Source organism: Chloracidobacterium sp., from assembly GCA_016716305.1.
Lineage (GTDB): Bacteria > Acidobacteriota > Blastocatellia > Pyrinomonadales > Pyrinomonadaceae > OLB17.
In genome coordinates this window covers 2315303-2335110 of sequence record JADJWP010000002.1, presented here as the reverse complement: position 1 = coordinate 2335110, position 19808 = coordinate 2315303, and the positions used below count along the sequence as shown (strand labels likewise).

At 53.8% G+C, this 19808-nt stretch carries 18 protein-coding genes and 1 riboswitch; of the genes, 4 read left to right on the top strand and 14 right to left on the bottom strand.

Annotated features, from left to right (window positions below):
• Positions 1 to 8 precede the first annotated feature (8 nt).
• Positions 9 to 434, bottom strand: coding sequence for an OsmC family protein (locus IPM28_12585; protein MBK9173817.1), 426 nt, complete (start codon positions 432 to 434; stop codon positions 9 to 11).
• A 166-nt stretch (positions 435 to 600) separates the two neighbouring features.
• Here IPM28_12585 and IPM28_12580 point away from each other — a divergent pair, with 166 nt between their 5' ends.
• The 3 genes from IPM28_12580 (at position 601) to IPM28_12570 (ending at position 5001) form a co-directional block, all read left to right on the top strand.
• Positions 601 to 2202 (top strand): hypothetical protein, encoded by a 1602-nt coding sequence (locus IPM28_12580; GenBank protein ID MBK9173816.1) that lies wholly within the window; start codon positions 601 to 603, stop codon positions 2200 to 2202.
• A 94-nt stretch (positions 2203 to 2296) separates the two neighbouring features.
• Complete coding sequence (locus IPM28_12575; protein ID MBK9173815.1) at positions 2297 to 3097, top strand: winged helix DNA-binding domain-containing protein; 801 nt, start codon at positions 2297 to 2299, stop codon at positions 3095 to 3097.
• A gap of 89 nt (positions 3098 to 3186) precedes the next feature.
• Positions 3187 to 5001 carry a M20/M25/M40 family metallo-hydrolase gene (locus tag IPM28_12570; protein ID MBK9173814.1) on the top strand — a complete coding sequence of 605 codons (1815 nt, stop codon included), beginning with the start codon at positions 3187 to 3189 and terminating at the stop codon, positions 4999 to 5001.
• A 2-nt stretch (positions 5002 to 5003) separates the two neighbouring features.
• Here the strand turns inward: IPM28_12570 and IPM28_12565 are convergent, their stop codons facing one another.
• From IPM28_12565 to IPM28_12545, 5 genes are all read right to left on the bottom strand, one after another.
• Positions 5004 to 6542, bottom strand: coding sequence for a M20/M25/M40 family metallo-hydrolase (locus IPM28_12565; GenBank protein ID MBK9173813.1), 1539 nt, complete (start codon positions 6540 to 6542; stop codon positions 5004 to 5006).
• A 169-nt stretch (positions 6543 to 6711) separates the two neighbouring features.
• Positions 6712 to 8649 (bottom strand): hypothetical protein, encoded by a 1938-nt coding sequence (locus tag IPM28_12560; protein MBK9173812.1) that lies wholly within the window; start codon positions 8647 to 8649, stop codon positions 6712 to 6714.
• A gap of 10 nt (positions 8650 to 8659) precedes the next feature.
• Complete coding sequence (locus IPM28_12555) at positions 8660 to 9295, bottom strand: DUF305 domain-containing protein (protein MBK9173811.1); 636 nt, start codon at positions 9293 to 9295, stop codon at positions 8660 to 8662.
• Between the two features lie 118 nt (positions 9296 to 9413).
• Positions 9414 to 11591 carry a dehydrogenase gene (locus tag IPM28_12550; GenBank protein ID MBK9173810.1) on the bottom strand — a complete coding sequence of 726 codons (2178 nt, stop codon included), beginning with the start codon at positions 11589 to 11591 and terminating at the stop codon, positions 9414 to 9416.
• A 164-nt stretch (positions 11592 to 11755) separates the two neighbouring features.
• Complete coding sequence (locus tag IPM28_12545; GenBank protein ID MBK9173809.1) at positions 11756 to 13447, bottom strand: M1 family metallopeptidase; 1692 nt, start codon at positions 13445 to 13447, stop codon at positions 11756 to 11758.
• A gap of 111 nt (positions 13448 to 13558) precedes the next feature.
• On the opposite strand from IPM28_12545, the gene IPM28_12540 reads away from it, so the two are divergent.
• Entirely contained in the window at positions 13559 to 14206 is a 648-nt protein-coding gene (locus IPM28_12540) for a peptidylprolyl isomerase (GenBank protein MBK9173808.1), read from the top strand.
• Here IPM28_12540 and IPM28_12535 read toward each other — a convergent pair.
• From IPM28_12535 to IPM28_12500, 8 genes are all read right to left on the bottom strand, one after another.
• Complete coding sequence (locus IPM28_12535) at positions 14203 to 14520, bottom strand: tetratricopeptide repeat protein (GenBank protein MBK9173807.1); 318 nt, start codon at positions 14518 to 14520, stop codon at positions 14203 to 14205. The genes IPM28_12540 and IPM28_12535 overlap by 4 nt on opposite strands.
• An 82-nt stretch (positions 14521 to 14602) precedes the next feature.
• Positions 14603 to 15304, bottom strand: a complete 702-nt coding sequence (locus IPM28_12530) for a lipid-binding SYLF domain-containing protein (protein ID MBK9173806.1) — start codon at positions 15302 to 15304, stop codon at positions 14603 to 14605.
• Positions 15305 to 15384: 80 nt separating this feature from the next.
• Positions 15385 to 16404, bottom strand: coding sequence for a radical SAM protein (locus tag IPM28_12525; GenBank protein MBK9173805.1), 1020 nt, complete (start codon positions 16402 to 16404; stop codon positions 15385 to 15387).
• A 38-nt stretch (positions 16405 to 16442) separates the two neighbouring features.
• The gene (locus IPM28_12520) at positions 16443 to 17003 is read right to left on the bottom strand and encodes a YcxB family protein (protein MBK9173804.1); all 561 of its coding nucleotides are present in this window, start codon (positions 17001 to 17003) and stop codon (positions 16443 to 16445) included.
• The gene (locus IPM28_12515) at positions 17000 to 17530 is read right to left on the bottom strand and encodes a GNAT family N-acetyltransferase (GenBank protein ID MBK9173803.1); all 531 of its coding nucleotides are present in this window, start codon (positions 17528 to 17530) and stop codon (positions 17000 to 17002) included. The genes IPM28_12520 and IPM28_12515 overlap by 4 nt, the downstream gene beginning before the upstream one ends.
• 3 nt (positions 17531 to 17533) lie before the next feature.
• Positions 17534 to 17725 (bottom strand): hypothetical protein, encoded by a 192-nt coding sequence (locus IPM28_12510; GenBank protein MBK9173802.1) that lies wholly within the window; start codon positions 17723 to 17725, stop codon positions 17534 to 17536.
• A 190-nt stretch (positions 17726 to 17915) separates the two neighbouring features.
• Positions 17916 to 18347, bottom strand: a complete 432-nt coding sequence (locus tag IPM28_12505; GenBank protein MBK9173801.1) for a hypothetical protein — start codon at positions 18345 to 18347, stop codon at positions 17916 to 17918.
• 100 nt (positions 18348 to 18447) lie between these two features.
• Positions 18448 to 18541, bottom strand: a riboswitch (SAM riboswitch).
• A 38-nt stretch (positions 18542 to 18579) separates the two neighbouring features.
• Positions 18580 to 19758, bottom strand: a complete 1179-nt coding sequence (locus tag IPM28_12500; GenBank protein MBK9173800.1) for an acyl-CoA dehydrogenase — start codon at positions 19756 to 19758, stop codon at positions 18580 to 18582.
• Positions 19759 to 19808: the final 50 nt, after the last annotated feature.

Here is a 19808-nt window from a genome sequence, read left to right as displayed (position 1 = left end):
ACCACATTTCAGGAGACTTCGATGATCTCGTAGCTTGTCTCGATCTCGGCAGTCGGCCGAACTGTGGCGGCCACCGAACAATATTTGGAATCGGAAAGCTCGATCGCGTGAGCCAACGCCTGTTCGGAAACGTTACGGCCGTGCACGATATGGTGAACCTGAAACTTGACGAACTTTCGCGGATGATCTTCGGCCCGGTCGCCGGTGACCTCGACGCGGTAGTCGGTCACGTCCTGACGTTTCTTTCTCAATACCGAGATGACATCGGCGGCGGTACAGGCCGCAACCGAGACGAGCAGCATTTCCATCGGCGTCGGTGCCGAAGCTCTATCACCATTTGTATCAATAACTTGCGAGTGACCACTCGGGCTGGTGCCGATAAAAAGCTCATCGCCGGCGTATTTCACGATTCCCTTGTGCGTTGCTGAAGCCATTGATCGATCTCCGTTATAAGTTCAAGAATGAATCAAAATCTTATCATAACGCACTGTGTACAATATGTAGGTGCCAAAAGAAAACAACGTTTGGTATGAAAAATGCTTCATAACGCGCGGGCGCAGGTGTGCGCTGAAAGCGGTTCAATTGTCAGGAGATATTCTTATGCGACGGATCTTAAGCGGAATTTCGGTTTTTGCTCTCATCGGTACACTTGTTTTTGGGCTTGCGGGCCAGGTCTCGGCTCAACGAACGAATATGCGCGAGGTGCAGGACACACTTCGGGCGTTGAATTCAAAGATCGACGACCTTGATTACACGCTAAGGTATCAACTCCGCAGCAGTTCGGCCGGACGCGATGCGATCAACGATGCGACACAAGGCGTCAACGGGCTCAAGGCTGCGGTTAAGGCATTTCAGGACAACCTCGAAAGCAGGCGCGAGAACCGCGATGACGTCGAAGCGATAATTACCTCCGCACAGGACGTCAACGGATTTCTTCGGCAGAATCGGCAGAACAGGTCGATCGAAGGTACCTGGACCGAGATCCGCGGATTGATCGAAAGACTTTCGGCCAATTATGGCGTCACTCCGAGTTGGAACGGACGCATTTCAAACGCTTCACGTGATAATGAACCGTCAATGGACGTTCCGGTCAACTCGGCGCCGGCCAATCCCTTGACCGGCACGTATCGCATCGACCGCAGCCGAAGCGAAGACATCGCCGACATACTTTCAAGCTCAACGGTCAGCGGGCAGCAAAGGAAGGAACTCGAATCAAAGCTTGATGCTCCTGACGAACTTGCGATAAGCGTTCGCGGCGATCGGATCACTCTTGCTTCGTCCAAGGCATCACCGGTAAGCTTCGTGGCTGACGGCAGCGAACGCACCGAGCAATCCAACGGAAGATCGGTTCGTGTCAAAGCGACGCTTCGCGGCGAATCGCTTACGGTTTCGAGCCTGGGCGGGGAAACCGATTACACCATCACATTCACACCCGATGGCGACGGCCTGAAGGTCACCCGCAGAATAACGACGGACTACCTGCAGGAAACGATCTTCGCCGAAAGTTTTTATAAAAAGACCGAATTGGTCGCGGGTCTCGGGATAAACGATGACAATGCTGATGATGACGCTTATTCGAGCAATGATCCGGCTGATCGGGTCGGGGCAAATAGCCCGAATCCGACACTCAGCCAACCACGTATCGGCGAGTTTCTAATACCGAACGGAACGATCGTCACCGGCGTGCTCGAGAATGAGATAAACACAAAGGTCTCTCAGAACAACGATCGTTTCAAGATGACGGTTCAATCGCCGATGGAATATCGCGGGGCGGTGATCGAAGGCTATATTTCCGGTGTCGGGCGCTCAGGACAGATATCCGGCCGGTCGAACGTCACGTTCAATTTCGAGCGGATCACGCTCCGCAACGGAAAGGCTTATGACTTTGCCGGCTCGGTCAAGAACGTCAAGGACCAGAACGGCAAAGAAGTAAGGGTCGATAACGAAGGTACGACCAAGGGCGACAGCCAAACGAAGGAGACCGCAAAACGCGGCGGCATAGGAGCCGGGATCGGCGCCGTTATCGGAGCGATAGCAGGCGGCGGTAAAGGTGCCGTACTCGGAGCGATCATCGGCGGCGGCGCTGGTGCGGGATCGGTCGCGATCATGGGCCGCGACGATATTCGGCTAATGGCCGGCTCGACGATATCGGTCGAATCAACCTCGCCAATACGCAATGCTGAACCGGTATCCGAAAACTAAACGACCGAAACATCCAAGATCGATAAGGGAAGAGAGGTGATCAACTCTCTTCCTTTTTTTGTAAGCGGCCGGCTTGTGGTTAAATTGTCTCGTTATGAGACAGATCCCCGAGGAGGTCGAACAGTATCGCGACCGTAAATGGCGGCGCGAAGAAGCCCTAAAGGTCGAGACCGCCGAAGACGTCGAAGCAATGGTCGAGGACCTCGGGTTTTGTCTTGGGCTGACCGATGAAAGAAAGCGATTGCCTTCGGTCTACTGGGCTGTCTGCGGGCGTCGCGATGCGATGATGCCGCGCAACGTTCAGAAGGATCCGGAAGCAAGCTTGGCATGGGTCCTCAAGGACGAAGTGATCGCCCGCGGCAACGTCTATTATGCCAAGCTTGTGAAAGGAAACTCGATGTTCCTCGCGAAACGGATGATCCCTGTATTCAATGCGATTTGGGGCTGTTCGAGAAAGGGCGAGAGCGGAGTTCTTTCAAAGAACGCTCAATTGGTGTTGAAGGTGCTCCGAAAAGAATGGGAAATGGCGACCGCCGACCTTCGCTCCGAGTGCGGCTTCAAGGACAAGAAGGACCTCACCAATGCGATCGACGAGCTTCAGCGACGAATGAAGGTCGTGCCTCAGGAAGTGGTTTACCTGCCGAAGTTCACCTACATCTGGACGCCCGCCGAGGCCCGATTTCCGACCGAGATGAGCAAAAAAATGAAACGTGAGGAAGCGGTTCGCGAATTGGCCCGGGCATACCTCGAAATGTGCGGGATCACATTGCTTGGCGAACTTTCGGGCAAGTTCGGATTTTACCGTTGGGAGTCGGGCAGGGCCAATCACGAGCTTGTCGATGAAGGGTTTGCCGAACGCCTCGACACCGGAATATATCGTCTTGTCACGCATTGATTGCCTCATCGGAAACCAAACGGCTAACCTTATCGTATTGAAGACACCGATATTTTGCTGCAAATAATTTCCTTAAGGAGTCTGCTTTAATGAATCGACATAAGAGTTTTGCTTTACTGGCCCTGGCTGCCCTGCTGATGCCGGGCACCATATTTGGACAAAAGGCCGTGCCCGCGGCCGACGCGCTCGCGAAGATCAAAGACGAAGGCATGAACCGTTCGCAGGCGATGGCCACGATCCGATATCTGACCGATGTCATCGGCCCGAGGTTGACCAATTCGCCGGGACAGCGGCGAGCCAACCGCTGGACCAAAGAACAGCTCGAAAAGTGGGGATTGAAAAATGCGATCATCGATCCTTGGGGCGAATTTGGCCGGGGATGGGAACTGAAGAATTTTTCGGCGACGGTGACAGCCGGCGAACAGACCACGGCATTTCGAGCGTATCCGAAAGCGTGGTCGCCGTCGACAAACGGCGCCGTCACGAGCGATGTCTTTTATATCGACGCAACTGACGAAGCAGGGCTCGAAAAATACAAAGGCAAGCTCAAAGGTGCCATTGTTCTGACATCACCTGAGCGTGGCATCAACGATATCTTCAAACCCTATGCGACCCGAAACACCGATGAGGCTCTGGCCGTCCTGGAAAATGCAAAACCCGCCGGCGCACCGCAGCCGCAGCCGACCCCGACGGAAGCACAGCGTGCCGCACAGCAGTTCAATCAGCGTAAGGCCAGATTCTATTTTGAAGAAGGTGCGGCCGTGTTGATCGATTCGGGTTTCGGAACCGATGCCGGCACGATCCGCGTAATGGGTGCAAACCTTCCGCCGACCGAGCCGGGAGCACAGCCGGTTTCGGGAATGAGGATCTACTCAAAGAATGCTCCCGCAACGATCCCGCAGCTCGTTGCCGAGGTCGAGCAGTACAATCGCCTGGTAAGGCTTATCAAACAAGGAGTTCCGGTCAAGATGACCGTCGACCTGCAGGTACAGTTTTTCGACGACGATCTGCAGGGTTATAACACTATCGCTGAGATCCCCGGAACCGATCTCAAGGACGAAGTGGTCATGGTCGGGGCACACCTCGATTCGTGGCATGCCGGGACCGGTGCTACCGATAATGGTGCGGGCGTTACGGTTGTAATGGAAGCGATGCGTATCATACAGGCATCAGGGCTTAAGCCGCGTCGAACGATAAGGATCGGCCTTTGGACCGGCGAGGAGCAGGGCTTGCTCGGCGCCCGCGGTTATGTGGCCAAAAATTACGGAACGATCGGTGACGGCTCAGACGCGGCGGCATTTGCGGCATTTGGCGGCGGCCCGCGTCCGCCGATAAACAGAAAGCCGGCACATGACAAATTTGCGGCGTACTACAATCTGGATAACGGAACGGGACAGATCCGCGGCATTTATCTTCAGGGTCACGAACAGCTTCGTTCGACATTCAAAGACTGGCTCGGCAACTTCAAAGACTGGAATGCAACGACCGTGACGATCAATAACACCGGAGGCACCGATCACCAGGCGTTCGATGCTGTAGGTCTACCGGGTTTTCAGTTCATACAAGATCCGATCGAATACTTCACCCGTTCGTGGCATACGACACAGGACGTGTCTGAACGGATACTCGAAGAAGACCTCAAGCGTTCGGCCGTGATCATGGCGACATTCGCATATAATTCGGCCATATCCGACGAAAAGCTTCCGCGAAAGACGAGCGGCGGCGGTGCATACGCGTCGCTGCTGTCCGGTTTTGATATTCGGTCGGCGATGGACGAGATCGAGTTTCGCAATTCCGGTCTCGGATTTGCGATCTGCGGCCACGAGATCGACGGCCGCGAGATTCCGGTCGGATTTCCGAGTATTATGGCAGTCGAGCACTCACGGCACACTGCGGCGGAGTAGACCTAATCAAACTTCATTGTCATCAGGCTTGCAAATATCTCGATACCATCCCAGAGATTTTGCAGCCTGATGTTTTCATTTTCGGCGTGCTGATTATTGTCGTGATTGGCGATCGGCACGGTTATGGTCGGTTGATTCAACGCATCAGCGATGATCGAGAGCGGCAGGCTGCCGCCTAACGACGGCATTCGCACGATCGGCTTGGTCGAGGCCGTCCGGACCGCTTCGACCACTGCAACCGAAACGGGCAGATCCATCCGCGTTCTTTGGGCATTGTAGCTTCCCGAGAGATGGATGAATTTTGCGATCAGCGGATGCCTCTGCCGCTCTTCGTCCGTCGGGTCGCGATCGATGACGTAATAGCCGCGCGACTCAATGTGCCTTCGAAGCTTAGCCACCTGTCGAATATGGTCATTCCCTTTTACCAGGCGAAGGTCGAGCACGGTCGTTGCCATGGTCGGAATTACATTTCGCGCCTGCTCGCCGACATCCCCGCTTCTTATACCGTTGATGTTCAATGAAGGTTGATTGATGCGTTCGAGCAAGCTTTTCCCGCCGCCCTCTGTGAAGAGAATTCCAAGTTCGCGCTTTATCTGCTCATCGTATTGCGGTGCGTCGGCGATCGCCTTTATCTCGGCGGGCCCGAGCGGTTCGACGTCGTTGTTCCAGCCTTCGACGATAATGTTGCCCTTGTCATCCTTCATCGAAGCGAGAAGTTGTGCGAGCATCATTGCAGGATTCGGCGACCAATTCCCGTAGTGGCCGCTATGGAGCGGCCGTTTGGCTCCATAGACGGTGAGGTCGACATTCACGTCACCACGTACCCCGAATACTACTTGTTTACGCCCCGATTGATGCACCGGCCCATCACAGACGATGAATGCATCGGCCTTGAGCAGATCCTTGTGCTTCTCCAATATCTCCTTTAGATTGCCCGAACCGGCTTCTTCCTCGCCTTCGAAAAAGAATTTGATATTCACCGTGGGCTTGATGCCCTTCGCGATCAGTGCGTCGAAAGCGGTAAGTATCGCGAACACGCCGGCCTTATCATCCGATGCCGACCGTGCGTAAATTCGCCATTCGGGGTCGATCTTCTCACCGTCGTTCGGAAACGCGATCGTCGTGCCGCCTTGCTCGAGCGCGCTCGATCTGAGAACAGGCTCCCACGGCCTGCTTCCCGTCCACGCCGCCGGATCGGTCGGCTGTCCATCATAATGGGCGTAGAATATTACGGTCTTCGTCGCTCCCGGCGTCATCCATTCGCCATAGACCACCGGCGGAACTTTCTTGTCTGCGGCTTCGAGCAGCTTCGGCTTCAGCCCACGTTTCTGCATCTCGGCGACGAGATGGTCAGCATTCTTACGGATGTTGACGGTGTCGGAGGCGACATTTGGGATCGAGAGCAGCTTGACGAAATCGGTAAGGAGGCGATGTTCGTTCGCTTTGCGAAAGTCGCGAACTGAATCAACCGATGGGTTTTGTGCGAACGAACTGTGAACGAATAAAAGTGTAAATGCAAGAACGATGGGAATGGTCTTCATAGTGTTCCGCCTGCTTTTCGCGCAGTTCGGGATATAGAAAAACGCCGGGCTTCAGCCATACCTATTAGAAAGGACGGCCAAAGCCCGTATGTCTCGCCTAATCTGACATTGACGGCAGAAAGTGGAGCCGTCGTTGCAAGCAACGATGTCCATTCAATGCTCAGGTTTGTCAGTTTGACGGTTTCCTGAGGATCTCGGCCAATGCCTTGAGCCGCGATACGTCGGCCGCGTTTGTCGATGTCCGGGCTGCTCTTTCAATTACCTCGGCATGCTTCTTCAAAGCCCCGAAATTGTTCGAAGACTTCGAAGACTCGGCACTCTCGATCGATTTGCGCAATGACGCTATCTGACCGGCCGGAAGCCCATTCGAACGCTCGAGCTGATCGACGTATGCCTTCGCGACGACCAACGATCGGGGCCAGGCGGTCATTTCCTGGGTCTGCACATTTAACTCGGCTACCCTTACGGCTTCGGCGGCATCGATCTCGTTCTGAGTCAGAAATTTTGTCGGCGTCAGCTGAAAGATGTCCAGGCCTCGGGCGATCTCGGAGGAATAGATCCGTCCGTTATACCAGTACGCAGACCATGAACCGCCCATCATCAGCATATTGGAATCGATCGGGCCACGGTCGAAATAGCCGATCTCGATCGGATTCGCGGGGTCGGTAAAGTCCATGATCGAGATGCCGCCTTGATACCAAGCTTGCACTTTGATGTCGCGTCCGGGTACCGGGATCAAAGAGCCGTTGTGGGCAACGCAATTCTCGCTTTCGGATTGCGCAGCCGGAAGTTTGTAATAGTTTGCGAAGATGAGCTTATTGCCCTCACGATTAAAGATCGCGTTCGCTCCCCATTTGTTCGGGTCGTTCTCTCGGCATCGTGCCCCCATTCCACCGCCCCATTCGTCTGTGAACACGACCTTTTTCCCGTCATTCGAGAATGAGGCCGAATGCCAATAAGCATAATTGGGGTCGTTTACGGCTTCGATCCGCTTCGGATTTGCCGGATCTTTGATGTCCAGCAAAATGCCATTGCCTGAGCATGCTCCGGCAGCGAGGCCGATCTCCGGATAAACAGTGATGTCGTGGCACTGATCGGTCTCGACCGGCCTTCCTTTATTGGCATGTGAACCGCCATCAGTAAGGGTGCTGATAGCACCTGTCTTTGGGTCGCCAAAGATACGCGGGCTTGAGACCACCTTGGCGTCCTGCGGCGCGGCAAGCGGAACCTTTATCACATCGATCCGAAAAAGGGCGGTATTCGGGTCTTTGTCGGGTGCACCTCCAGAACAACCAGCCAACTCTTCCTCCTGACGAACGAATGAAGTTCCCGACACGTAAATGTATACATTGGCTTTGTCTTTCGGATCAACCAAAAGTGTGTGCGTATGCGAACCCCGGCAGGTTTGAACCGCACCCACCTGCTTCGGATTTCTTATATCCGAGATATCAAAGATCCTTACCCCGCGGAATCGATCTTTTTGCGGCGCGGGCGGCCCAGGCTCAGGAGATTGCCCGGCAGCGGGAGCGGCGGGCGGCGGAAATCCCTGTTCGCCGCAATCCAATCGACCATTGGGCATCTCGACCGACATGAACATCAGGTTTTTATGCACCGAAACGTCACCCTGCCCGCCGGGACAGATCATCGATGTCACCAGCTTTGCATTTGCCGGATCGCCGATGTCGTAGATATTCATCCCGTAGAAATTCCCGAGAAAGAGATGATTTCCCTGGAAGGCCAGATCTGAATTGGCGAACGCGAGTCCGGCAAAGGTCATTTTGATCGCAGCCGGGATCTGAGCGTTTGGCGGAACCCCGAGGGCTGTCAGCGCCTTACCGACCTTCGGGCTGTTAGGATCGACACCGAGTTGAAAGGCGTCGGGCTTCTTTAGGAGCAATAGATGCTTGATGCCGAATGAGACTTCGCCAGCATCGAACAGACCGGGCGACAACTTTGACCGCGGATCATTTGCGTCGGACCCTTTCATTCCGGCGGGCAGCGGCGGTGCTTTCTCGAGCCCCTGTGCCGTGGCCACTGAGGCGAAAGACAAAAGTGAAAATATCAGAGCGGCTAAAAATCGTACGGAAAAATTGCGAGTGAATATCATCTTGTCTCCTCTAAGCGTCTTTACCAAGTATTGCCTCCATGATCTTTATCTCGGCACGTTGACCGCTGTCGACGTCCGATGCGAAATTGAAAAGTTCGGCATCCTGACCGGCACCCGCCGTGTCGAACAGATCTTTTACCATGACGAGCGCACCCAAATGATGCTGGATCATTCCCTTAAGGAACAACCTGTCAAAATCGGGCCCTTTCGCTTTTCTCAGCTCATTCATCTGCTTTTCGCTGAGCATGCCGGGCATCATCATCTGATCGCCCGCCGAATGGCCGCCGTGCGCATGCGAACCGGGTTTGTTCGACATCGGCATTGACACAGGTTCTCCCCGGATCTCGAGCCATCGACGCATGAAGTTGATTTCGTCCGACTGCGACTGGCTGATGCGCGCGCCCAGCAATCTGATCTCTTTGTTCTCGGTTCGAGCCCCGATCAAGGCCGTCATTTCAACGGCCTGGGCATGATGCATGATCATTCCCCGCATGAACTCGATATCCTTTTGAGATCGCGGCGGCAGAGCGGCCCTTGTCGTTGAGGGAAGAACGGTCGTAGGTTGGCCCGGAGCGCCAGGCCGAACAATACTTGGCGGCGCGGGGCTGGACTGCTGAGCGATCGCAGGTACCGCGAAGGCGCACATCAAAGCCGCACCGAGCCATGCAAAATAGCGAAACTTTGATGTTAAGTGATCGATCATCTTGCGATCGGGTGCGAGTTTAGATACGGCAGAAAGAGATAAAAGTTGCGTCGAGTTGTAACTAATACTTCATCAATTCCTGCACCGCTGTCTCAACATCTTCGCTCTGAGGCAAGATGAAGTCTTCGACCTGCGGGGCGTACGCAACGAACGTATCTGTCGCGCCGACGCGGCGTACCGGAGCATCGAGATACTCGAAGAGCTCATCCGAAATGCGGGCAGCTATCTCGGCTCCATACCCGTAAGAGATCGGATCTTCGTGAGCAACGATGACCCGTGAGGTTTTCTTGACCGAATCGACGATCGCGTCCCAATCGTAAGGCACAAGTGTCCGGAGGTCGATCAGATCGACTGTGATCCCTTGCTGCTCGAGGCGTTTTGCCGCCTGGTTAGAACGTTCGACCAAAGCGCCGAAAGTCACGATGGTGACGTCATTTCCCTCACGCACTTTTCGAGCCTTACCGAACGGGATAAGGAAATCTTTCGACGGGTATTCAGACTTGTTGTAGACCTGGCGATAAAGATGCTTATGTTCCAGAAACAGGACCGGATCGTCGCATCGGATCGCGGTCCGCAATAGTCCATTGGCATCGAGCGCGGTCGATGGGTAAACGATCATCAACCCCGGCGTGTGCGCGAAGAGCGTAGTGCCCGATTGCGAGTGGTAAACGGCTCCCCCTTTGAGATAGCCGCCGACCGGGACGCGCATTACCATCGGGCATTTTGTGTCGCCGTCGGAGCGCCAACGCGTTACCGCCACTTCGTTTCTGATCTGGTGAAATGCAGGGAAGATGTAATCGAAGAACTGTATCTCGACCACCGGTTTAAGCCCGCGGATGGCGAGCCCGACCGCACGGCCGATAATGTTCGCCTCGGCAAGTGGTGAGTTGAAAACGCGGGTGCTGCCGAATTTTCTCTGCAGGTTTGCCGTCACCTTAAAAACGCCGCCTTTTCCTTTGACACGCTCGAGATATTCTTCACGAGAACAATCGGCAACGTCCTCGCCAAAGACCACGATACGCGGGTCGCGCTCCATCTCTTCGTGCATGCAGCGGTTGATGAGATCGACCATCGTTCCCGGATTGCCCGAAAGTTCGGCTCCATCTTCCGTATCGAACAACTGGCGGTCGGTCGGGTCAACATCAGGTGAAAAAACGTTCCTATATGCCGATTCAGGGGCAGGCTGCGGCGTTTCGATCGCAATATCGGCGGCGCGGTTCACCTCGTCGTCGACCTCCTTTCGAAGAGCTTCCAGCTTTTCTGACGAAACAATGCCCTCGTTCATCAAAAATTCTGCAAACGTCTTGATCGGATCGATCGCCGCATCGGCGTCGCGTTCTTCGTCCGGACGATATAGCTTTTCGTCGTCCGACAGCGAATGTGAGTATGGCCTGATGACCTTTCCGTGGATAAACGCCGGCCCCTTGCGTTGACGGCAATACGCAACCGCGCGTTTGAATGCTGCGTAGGACGCGAGCGGGTCGGTACCATCGCACTTCTGGATGAAAAGATCCGGAAAGCCGGCAACCAACTTTGATATGTCGCCCCCGGCAGTTCCGACCTCGACCGGAGTTGAGATCGCGTAGCCGTTGTCCTCTACGACAAAGATCACTGGCAGCTTAAGGTTGCTGGCTGTATTCAGAGCTTCCCACCATTCGCCTTCGCTGGTCGTTCCGTCGCCGACCGACATATAAACGACCTCGTCGCCCTTAAAGCCTACGACCTTATCCTGAAGTTCCTTGAGGAGCGAAGCCCGGTAGCTTGCCTCGGCTGCTCCGACCGAATGGAGCGCCTGCGTCCCGGTGCAGGAAGACTGCGACGGCACATTCAGATCCTTATGGCCCCAGTGTGAGGGCATCTGGCGTCCGTGCGAATTTGGGTCTTTCTCAGCGCCGACAGCCGACCAGAGCATTTCCTGGGCCGTCATGCCAAGTCCCAGCATCAACGCACGGTCGCGATAGTATGGAAAGAACCAATCGTAAGCGGGTTTGAGCGCAAGAGCCGCACCAACAAGCAAGGCCTCGTGGCCGGCACCCGATATTTGGAAGAAGATCTTGTTCTGGCCCTTGAGCTGGATCTCTTTATCATCGATCCGGCGCGACAGGTACATCGTGCGGTATATCCCGACGAGAGTTTCGGGAGAAAGCCCGTGATATTTATCGTCGATCTCGGTGGCCGCTTTTCCCTTCATCGCCTTCTTTTCAGCTTTTGAATCGATCTCTTTCGCAGATGTAGACATTAAAATGAACCCTTTCAATAAATATTTCTAATAGATGTGTAATTGAAAAGGATATCAAAATGGGCTGTTTCGGGCAATTTCCGCGGTCGAAGCCCACTTCGAATTTCAGATCCGAAACAATTCGGGTTCTGGTTTCGGTAAACGCAAAGGCTCACCAAACGATGCTATTGTGCTTTCAATATCCAACCCTTAGGATCAACGACCGGGGTTGCCCCCGTGAAATTGACGATTCCCTTTCCACCTCTCATCTCGACGCGCTGTGTCTTGCCGCCGATCTCGACCTCAACCGGCATCGGGAAAGGCAGCGCGTTCGGGGTTTCCCATTGGAGCACCAGTCGGCTGGGCTGGTTGGCGAAACTCGACAAACCCTCGGTCACTACCAGTCTCGGAAGTTTCGGCTGGCGGAGATATACCTCAAAAAACCAGCCAAGCTTCATGCCCGATTCCTTTTCGGCGATCGCAAGAAAATCGTCGGTATCAACGAGGCGTGTTTGTCGGCCGTCGGTCAGGCGTTCCATAGCGATCGTCGGATACGCCATTCGCTTGAGGGCACGAAAGAAGGCATCATCGCCTATCAGATATCGAAGTGTATGAAGAACAACAGCGCCCTTGCCGTAGATGTCGCCGTCGCTCTGGATGTAGTCCGGAGCCTGAAGATAGACCTCGTAAGCGAATTTGGCTTCCCGCGGCGCTACCGGCTGCATGTTTCGCGTTCGCCGAGCACGCTGGCGCATCGATTCGAAATATGCGTCCTTTTTGCCGATGTGCTCGAGATAAAGCGTATCCATGAACGACTGAAATCCTTCATGGATCCAGAAATCCTTCCAGTCCCTGGCGGTTACGAGATTCGCCCACCATTCATGCCCTAGTTCGTGAAGCATCAGCCAATCAAATCCGTCGGCGTTATACTGAAACTTATTGCCGTAAGCGATCAGCGTCGAATGCTCCATGCCGAGATGCGGAGTTTCTACGATCCCGAGTTTTTGCGAACGGAAAGGAAACGGCCCATTGTATTTTTCAAAGAACTGAACGTATTTCTTTGTCTCAGCGATCAGTTTTGCGCCATTCTCGTAGCTTTCTGGCAGGATGTAAAAAACTATCGGGATGGTCTCGCCCGTGATACTTCTCATCGAATCCTCGATCTTGCGGTACGGTGCCGCATTGAAGACGATCGAGTAGTTCGGGATCGGATTGGTCATCAGCCAGTTGAAGGTCGATGTGCCGTCGGCATTCTTCTTAACATCCTGAAGGACGCCCGGACCTGCCGCGACCAACGGGTCGGGAACGGTAATATTCATCGTCACGCGGTCGGCCTTGTCCGACGGATGATCTTTCACCGGAAAGTAGAGATCGGCGCCGTCGTTCTGCAGCGCAACCGAGACCCAATCTGCTCCGCTCGGCGTTTTTTCCCACATAAAGCCGCCGACCCAAGGCGGACGCGGTGCCCTTCGCGGCTTGCCCGAATACGTGATGAACGTCTCGAAAGCCTCGCCGGCCTTCTTCACTTTCGGGAAAAAGATCCGTATCTTCCCGTCTTTATGCTCGTAGCGCATCGCGGCCTGCCGGTCCTTCTCGCCGGATTCGCCGTAAACACGCTCGATCGTGAATGCCGGATCAAGATCGAGCACAATGACGGCGGTCGGCTTAACGATCTTTGCCGTCATGACCGTGGTTCCAGAGATCCATTGCGAACTTGGCTCGACCCTGACGCTGACGTTATAGGTCATTACATCGAACGCAGCTTGTTCGGCGATCAGCGGGCCGCCCGTCTCGGTCGGACGGACGCCAAGCTCACGCTGGGCGTAAACAGAGACGGAGATGAGCAGTATCAATCCAAGATTCAAGATCGTTCTCATAATTCGGTTTGCCTTCGTTGGTGTAAGTAAGCCGGAGTAATCTAAAAAGTTGTCCTCGGCGGCTCAAAAACACTTTACACCCGATTCGCTTTGGCCGAAAATCGTCTGAGTATGAAGTATTCGATGATTTTTTTGGTCGCGTTTTTCGTAGTTGGCATCACCGGCCAGACCCCGCAGGTCCAGGAGCCGGCGAAGGCGAATCCCCGGCCGACGCCTACACCCGAAGCAAAGGCCGAACCGTTCGACAAGGCTGATGTTAAAACGATGGCTGCCCAGTGTGTCAGCTTCGATACGGAAGCCGGCGAGATCGTGATAGAAATGTATCCGGAGCACGCCCCTGAATCGGTTCGAAATTTTCTTAACATGGCGGCGACCGGATTGCTCGATACAACAACGTTCAGCCGTATAGTTCCAGGCTTTGTAATTCAAGGCGGAGACATCTGGACGCGAGAGGGAAAGGTGACCTATGAGATAGGTACTCGTGCCCGCCGGACTCTGCCTGACGAGCCGAACAAGATACTTCATGAACGCGGCGTCGTCTCAATGGCCCGCAACGAAGAACCAAACACCGCTACGACAAACTTCTTCATCCTTGTCGGCACCGGATCACATCTCGACGGCAGCTTTGCAGCATTCGGACGTGTGATAAAAGGTATGGAAGTGGCCGATGCGATCAACAAAGCGAAGGTGACGGACGAAAAGCCGGAAAAGCCCGTTAGGATCAGGAAGGCGACCGTTTCGGCCTGCACCACACCCTAGTCGGTGTAGTCGAGATCGAGCGTCATCCGATATTCATTTGCCATCGTTGGATGGCCGTGGGCCATTGCGACACCAATGCCCTTCTCATAGGTTTCGATCGCCTTATCCCGGTCACCGCTTCTTGCGTAGGCTGCAGCGAGCGTGCCGTAAGCATTTCCCTCATCATCGGCTTTTGCGAGATAGGCTTCGAGAAGCTCGATGACCTTGGTGTTGTGGCCGGCCTTTTCGTATTCTTTCGCCAGTCCGAACATCACCATCGTGTTGTCAGGATCAGCCGCAAGCATTTGCTCGAAAACGTCTATTCGGTTTTGCATTATCTTGAAACTAGCACCAATGGCGATGCAAAAAAAGCGCCGCATCGATGGCGGCGCTTTCGTTGTGACATCCGGACGCCGATCATCGCGTATACGTGGCGACGGTCTTTGGGAACTTTTGCAGCGACGCCGGTGCATCGGCCCAACCGATCGGAGTCTCAACCAGCAGTTGACGAGCTGATTTTTCGTAGATCGCCTGGTTCATATCTTCGTCCTGCGAGATCACGACCCCCTTAAGCGATATACCCGCAAACAGGCCTTTGCTCCTTGAATAACTAAGAATTTCGGCATCAAGCCTCGCATTGGTCGTTGCCGAAGCCGTGCGGCCGACCGGACCCGCCGAAACACTCCCTTCGCCGCCGATCTCGAACTTGTCGCGCAAGAGTTTGTCGAGCCCATTTTCGTTCATGACCAAAAGAACGTAGTCGGTCTTCTGTCCGCCGACCTGCGGCCCGATGCTTCCGCCGGCCATGTTCAGGAATGCCGGTGCGCTCCAGCCGCTGTCCAACCGACGGATCGCAACGCCGCTTCCGCCTTGTCCGCCGACAATAAAGCCGACCTTAAGCGTTCCGGGAAACACGACGATCGCTTTTGCCTTTGAAAGCAGATCGCGCGGGATCGATCGTTCTGAGATCTTCATGACCTCCTTTATCACATCTGACGCCTTGTCGACGCGATCGATCGCCGATCGCAGTTCCTTTCCTTTGTCCTGCGCACTGACGTTTATCGCAAAAACCGATGCCGCGAAAACCGCGAACATTATCACATTGAAAAAAGACCTCATTATTACCTCCATGGAATGAAAATTATGTTAGACGGCGCAGGCCAAAGGACGAAATCGTCCTTCAAAGTTTGTGACTCTGCTTAAAAGAGCCTCTGCTGAACGGGTTCTGATACGGGGGCTGAATCAGATAGCTCGGGCCGCTCATGCGTTTTAAAGCCGAGCCTCCGAGAATGAAAATCGAACAATCGTTCGGTCACCTCCCACTGCTCGGTCTTGCCCGTCATGCGCTCATTGTAGGTACGATGCCGCAAAGTGCCGCCGCGTTCGCGCTTCATTGTATTAATTATCTTGGCGACCCGCGTAGGCGACAGCCGGTCGGTCATCCTCTGAACAAAATACTCTTCGATCGAATCAGTGTCGATATGAAGCATCGACATAAAAGCACGTTGGGCCCCGCATTCCTTGGCACGCTCAAGTAAGCCCGGGATATCGGCCTCGTTATAACCCGGAATTACGGGTGCGATCCCGATCCCGGTCTGAATGCCTTCATCCGAAAGCAGTTTCATCGCGCGGAATCTCGCCTCCGGAACAGGTGTGTACGGCTCAAATGGGTTTGATCTCTCTTTTGTAAGAAAAGGAAGCGAAAAAAAGACCGAAACCCTGGCAAGTCGCTTTAAGATGTCGACGTCACGGGTTACAAGTGCGCTCTTTGTAATTACAGCGACCGGAACCCTGAACTCTGCACATACCTCAAGACACTTTCTCGTCAACTGATATTCGGCCTCGAGCGGCAAGTAAGGGTCGGTCGCGAACGAAAAGTCGAGATGCGGCATCTTGTCCCACGTTTTCTTCAGTTCTTCACGAAGCAATTGCGGTGTATTCGGTTTGACCACGATCTTTGTCTCGAAATCTGTTCCCGCTCCGTAACCGAGGTATTCGTGATACTGACGTGCGAAACAGTATGTACATCCGTGAATGCAGCCTCGGTAGCAATTTACCGTATACCGCCACCCGCCTTCCCAATCAGAGGCAAAAGCCTTTGTGATCACCTTTTTTGTCGCTGTTTCTTCGTAGACCTCGAGCTTTGTCGGCGGTGGTTCGCCTACATACTCCGCCGAAAAGCGGGAATAAGGATTCGGCGGGTTATTGATTTGTCGCACACATGAAACGTTACATCATCGACGCGATCGAAGCAAGGCTATTGGAGCAGCACTGCCCTCGACCCAAGTTTGGCAGCCACGAGTTCTCGCAATTGTCCGATCTGAGTGTTGTCCGCAAATGCGCGTTTTGGTAGTACCATCGCCATCTTCTTTGCGGTAAATAAGTAAAAGTAATCGGAAGTCTCGATCGCTTCGATCACTGCCTCCCAGCGGGTCTCGCCTTTTGACAACTCCGTTGTACCTATCACACCGTCTTCGGTTATTTCTATTCTCTGCGGTTTCTGAAGAGCGGGCGAACTGTCGATCTGTTTCTGGAATTGTCGTCGCAGCCAAAAGCTTGATTTGGTTCGGGTCGCAAAGTAGAGCATCGGCGACAAGATAAGAAGGAAAATTCCGAATAGCTGAAAAAAGCGCTGATTCGCCTCGCTTAGCCGATAAGTCCCCGGGATAACGAAGAGGCCGGCCGCAGAGACGGCAAGAACGATCAACGGTGCCAAAAAGGCATATCGAAGGATCGGCGAGCGGCTTTGAATGAACATGGTTCCGCGAGCAAAATCGTCTGCGGAATACAAAACGTCGAGCTGTATCGGTTCGTTCAAAGTTCCCTTTGCATCAAGAGATCGGTCTGAGGGTCGGCCCCGAGTTGGAACACGTGGCTACCTACAGCGCGAAAGCCATTCTTCTCGTAGAACCTCTGTGCCCTCGAATTATATTCCCAAACGCCCAGCCACATCACGTCGCAGCCGTATTCGCGTCCAAGCTCAAAGCAGTGATCCATCAGCGTTTGGCCGACGCCGAGGCCAAGAAATCGCTGATGTGAATAGAGCCGATTGAGCTCGATCGGTTTTTCAGCGGTGATGCCGTTCTCGACCGCACCAATGATAAGCTTGGCATAGCCGGCCGGTTCGTCATCCAGATCTGCGATGATAAAAACGTTCCTTTCGTCACTGAGTTCTGCAGCGGTCTGCTCAAGACTGAACGCCTGCCGCATGTAATGGTTCAAATCGTCAGGCGCATTTTTAGGGTGATGTGCGAATGCATCCCAAAACGTCGTGTATGCAAGGTCGGTCAAAAGCTTCGCGTCCGCGACGGATGCCTTCTTTATCGTGATAGCCGCCGAGTCCATAAGCTATGATTCGGTATCGGTTTCGTCTTCATCAAAGTCAGGAACAAACATCCCGAGTAAATCGACCTCGTCCTCTCTCAATGGTCGTATCGGTGATCGATATGCCACGCATCTCCCGAGAGCTGCAAGGATCGCGACGGCTTCATCATCTTCCGCGAGATAGACGCCTTTATCGCAAACTCTGCAGGACCTCATCCCTTCGTCGGAGGTCGGTTCAAGCTCAGTCCACAATAACGGGCACTTGAATACTAAGGTGCAGTTTTGAATTCGAACGCTTTCGTCCATTTTTCCAAGAAGTCCGACACTGAGAATACAACTTTCGCTGTGATTTTCGAAGTGTTTTTCGAAATTTTGAAGTGGGAGAGTGAGGGGTCTCTCCCGGTTTTCAATGGACAGTCTCGTTCTTTCGTTTTATTTGGGCGTCAGCGAGACTTATTACTGCGCCGATCGGGCAAAGATCGGAAAGATCCTCTTCTGTCTCGGCCGTTTCTCCTTCATCAAAGAGATTCCTGCCTAATCTCGGCGGATCGTTAGAAGGATAAGGCGTTCCGTTCGGTGCAATGTAGTCACAATCATCCGCTCCGTAGACCGCGCACACCAGAAGACCTGTTTTTATGAATTCCTCATGCCCGACGTTGCGAATGAGCGACCTGACCTCAGGTAAAAGCTCGCCGAGATCGTCGTAAGGGCTTATCCGGCAACGAACCGTTATACCAGACCTGTCGGAACTTTTCTCGGAGATCGGAACAAAACGGATCGTCTTGGTTAGAAATTTACCCGGCTCGAGCAGGTAAACTAGAAATGGGTAATTTGTCATTTTGATGTATTCTCCTTTTTTTGGTTAATACATCAGGCAGCGAAAAGGCCTATCACTCACATCAAGAGTAATAGGCCTTAAGCGAACTGTTGAGATTTCTGAAAGCTACTCGCTTTCGCACATCGAGATTTTCACCTCAAAGCACCGTTTCTCGCCGGTTGCCGGGTTCTTTCGAACCGCTCCTGATGCAGGAAAAACATTAAACCAACGGCGGCGATCTTGTCAATTACGCCTACTTTCCGCTCATTATGAGCTTCGCGATGGTCTGAAGCTGCATGTTCGAGGTGCCTTCGTATATGGAACCGATCTTCGAATCGCGCCAGAATTTCTCGACCGGATAGTCCTTGACGTAGCCGTAGCCGCCGAAGAGTTCGATAGCTTTTGAAGCGACGGCCTCCGCGCAACGCGACGAATATAGCTTTGCCATTGCGGCTTCCTTCAAAAAAGGCTTGCCGGCGTCTTTGAGCCGGGCGGCATTATAGACCAGAAGACGCGTCGCTTCGATCTCGACGGCCATCTCGGCAAGCTGGAACTGCACTGCCTGGAAGTTGTTGATCGATTGGCCAAACTGCTCGCGTTCGGCGGTGTATTTCAGAGCGGCCTCGTAGGCTCCCTGGGCGATGCCGAGCATCTGTGCCCCGATGCCGATGCGGCCTTCGTTGAGCGTTTCGATCGAGACCTTGTATCCTTTGCCGACCTCGCCGAGCACATTCTCTTTCGGCACTTTGCAGCCATCGAGGATGAGTTCCGTCGTCGAGGAAGCACGGATGCCAAGCTTGTCCTCTTTCTTGCCGACCGAGAAGCCTTCGAAGCCTTTCTCGACGATAAACGCCGTGATGCCCTTGTAACCCGCGGCCGGGTCGACGGTCGCGAACAATATGAAGATCTCGGCTTCGTTGCCGTTGGTGATCCAAAGCTTCTGGCCGGTGAGCTCGTAATGGTCGCCTTTATCGACCGCACGGGTCGCTAATGCAAACGCATCTGAGCCCGAACCTGCTTCGCTTAGGGCATATGCACCGACGCGGCCTTCGGCAAGCTGCGGCAGGTACTTCTTCTTTTGCTCGTCGGTGGCCCAACGCATAAATGCGTTAGTTACCAGCGTGTTATGCACATCAACAAATACCGAGACGCTTGCATCAACTCGGGCAAGTTCTTCGATGGCCACAATGGCGTTGAATATGGTCGAACCCGCACCGCCGTATTCTTCGGGCGATTCGATAGCCATCAGTCCGAGCTCGAAACACTGTTTGATCAATTCCGGATCGAGTTTTGCGGCATGTTCCATTGCCTCGACGCGGGGCCGTACCTCGCCCTCGGCAAATTCACGGACGGACGCGCGAAATAGCTCTTCTTCTTCGGTCAAAACAGTAAGGCCGTTATTTGCAAATGCTTGTCCTGTTGCGGTGCTCATATCAATTTCCTATATACGATTTTGTTATTCGAATTTGGATAAAATACCAT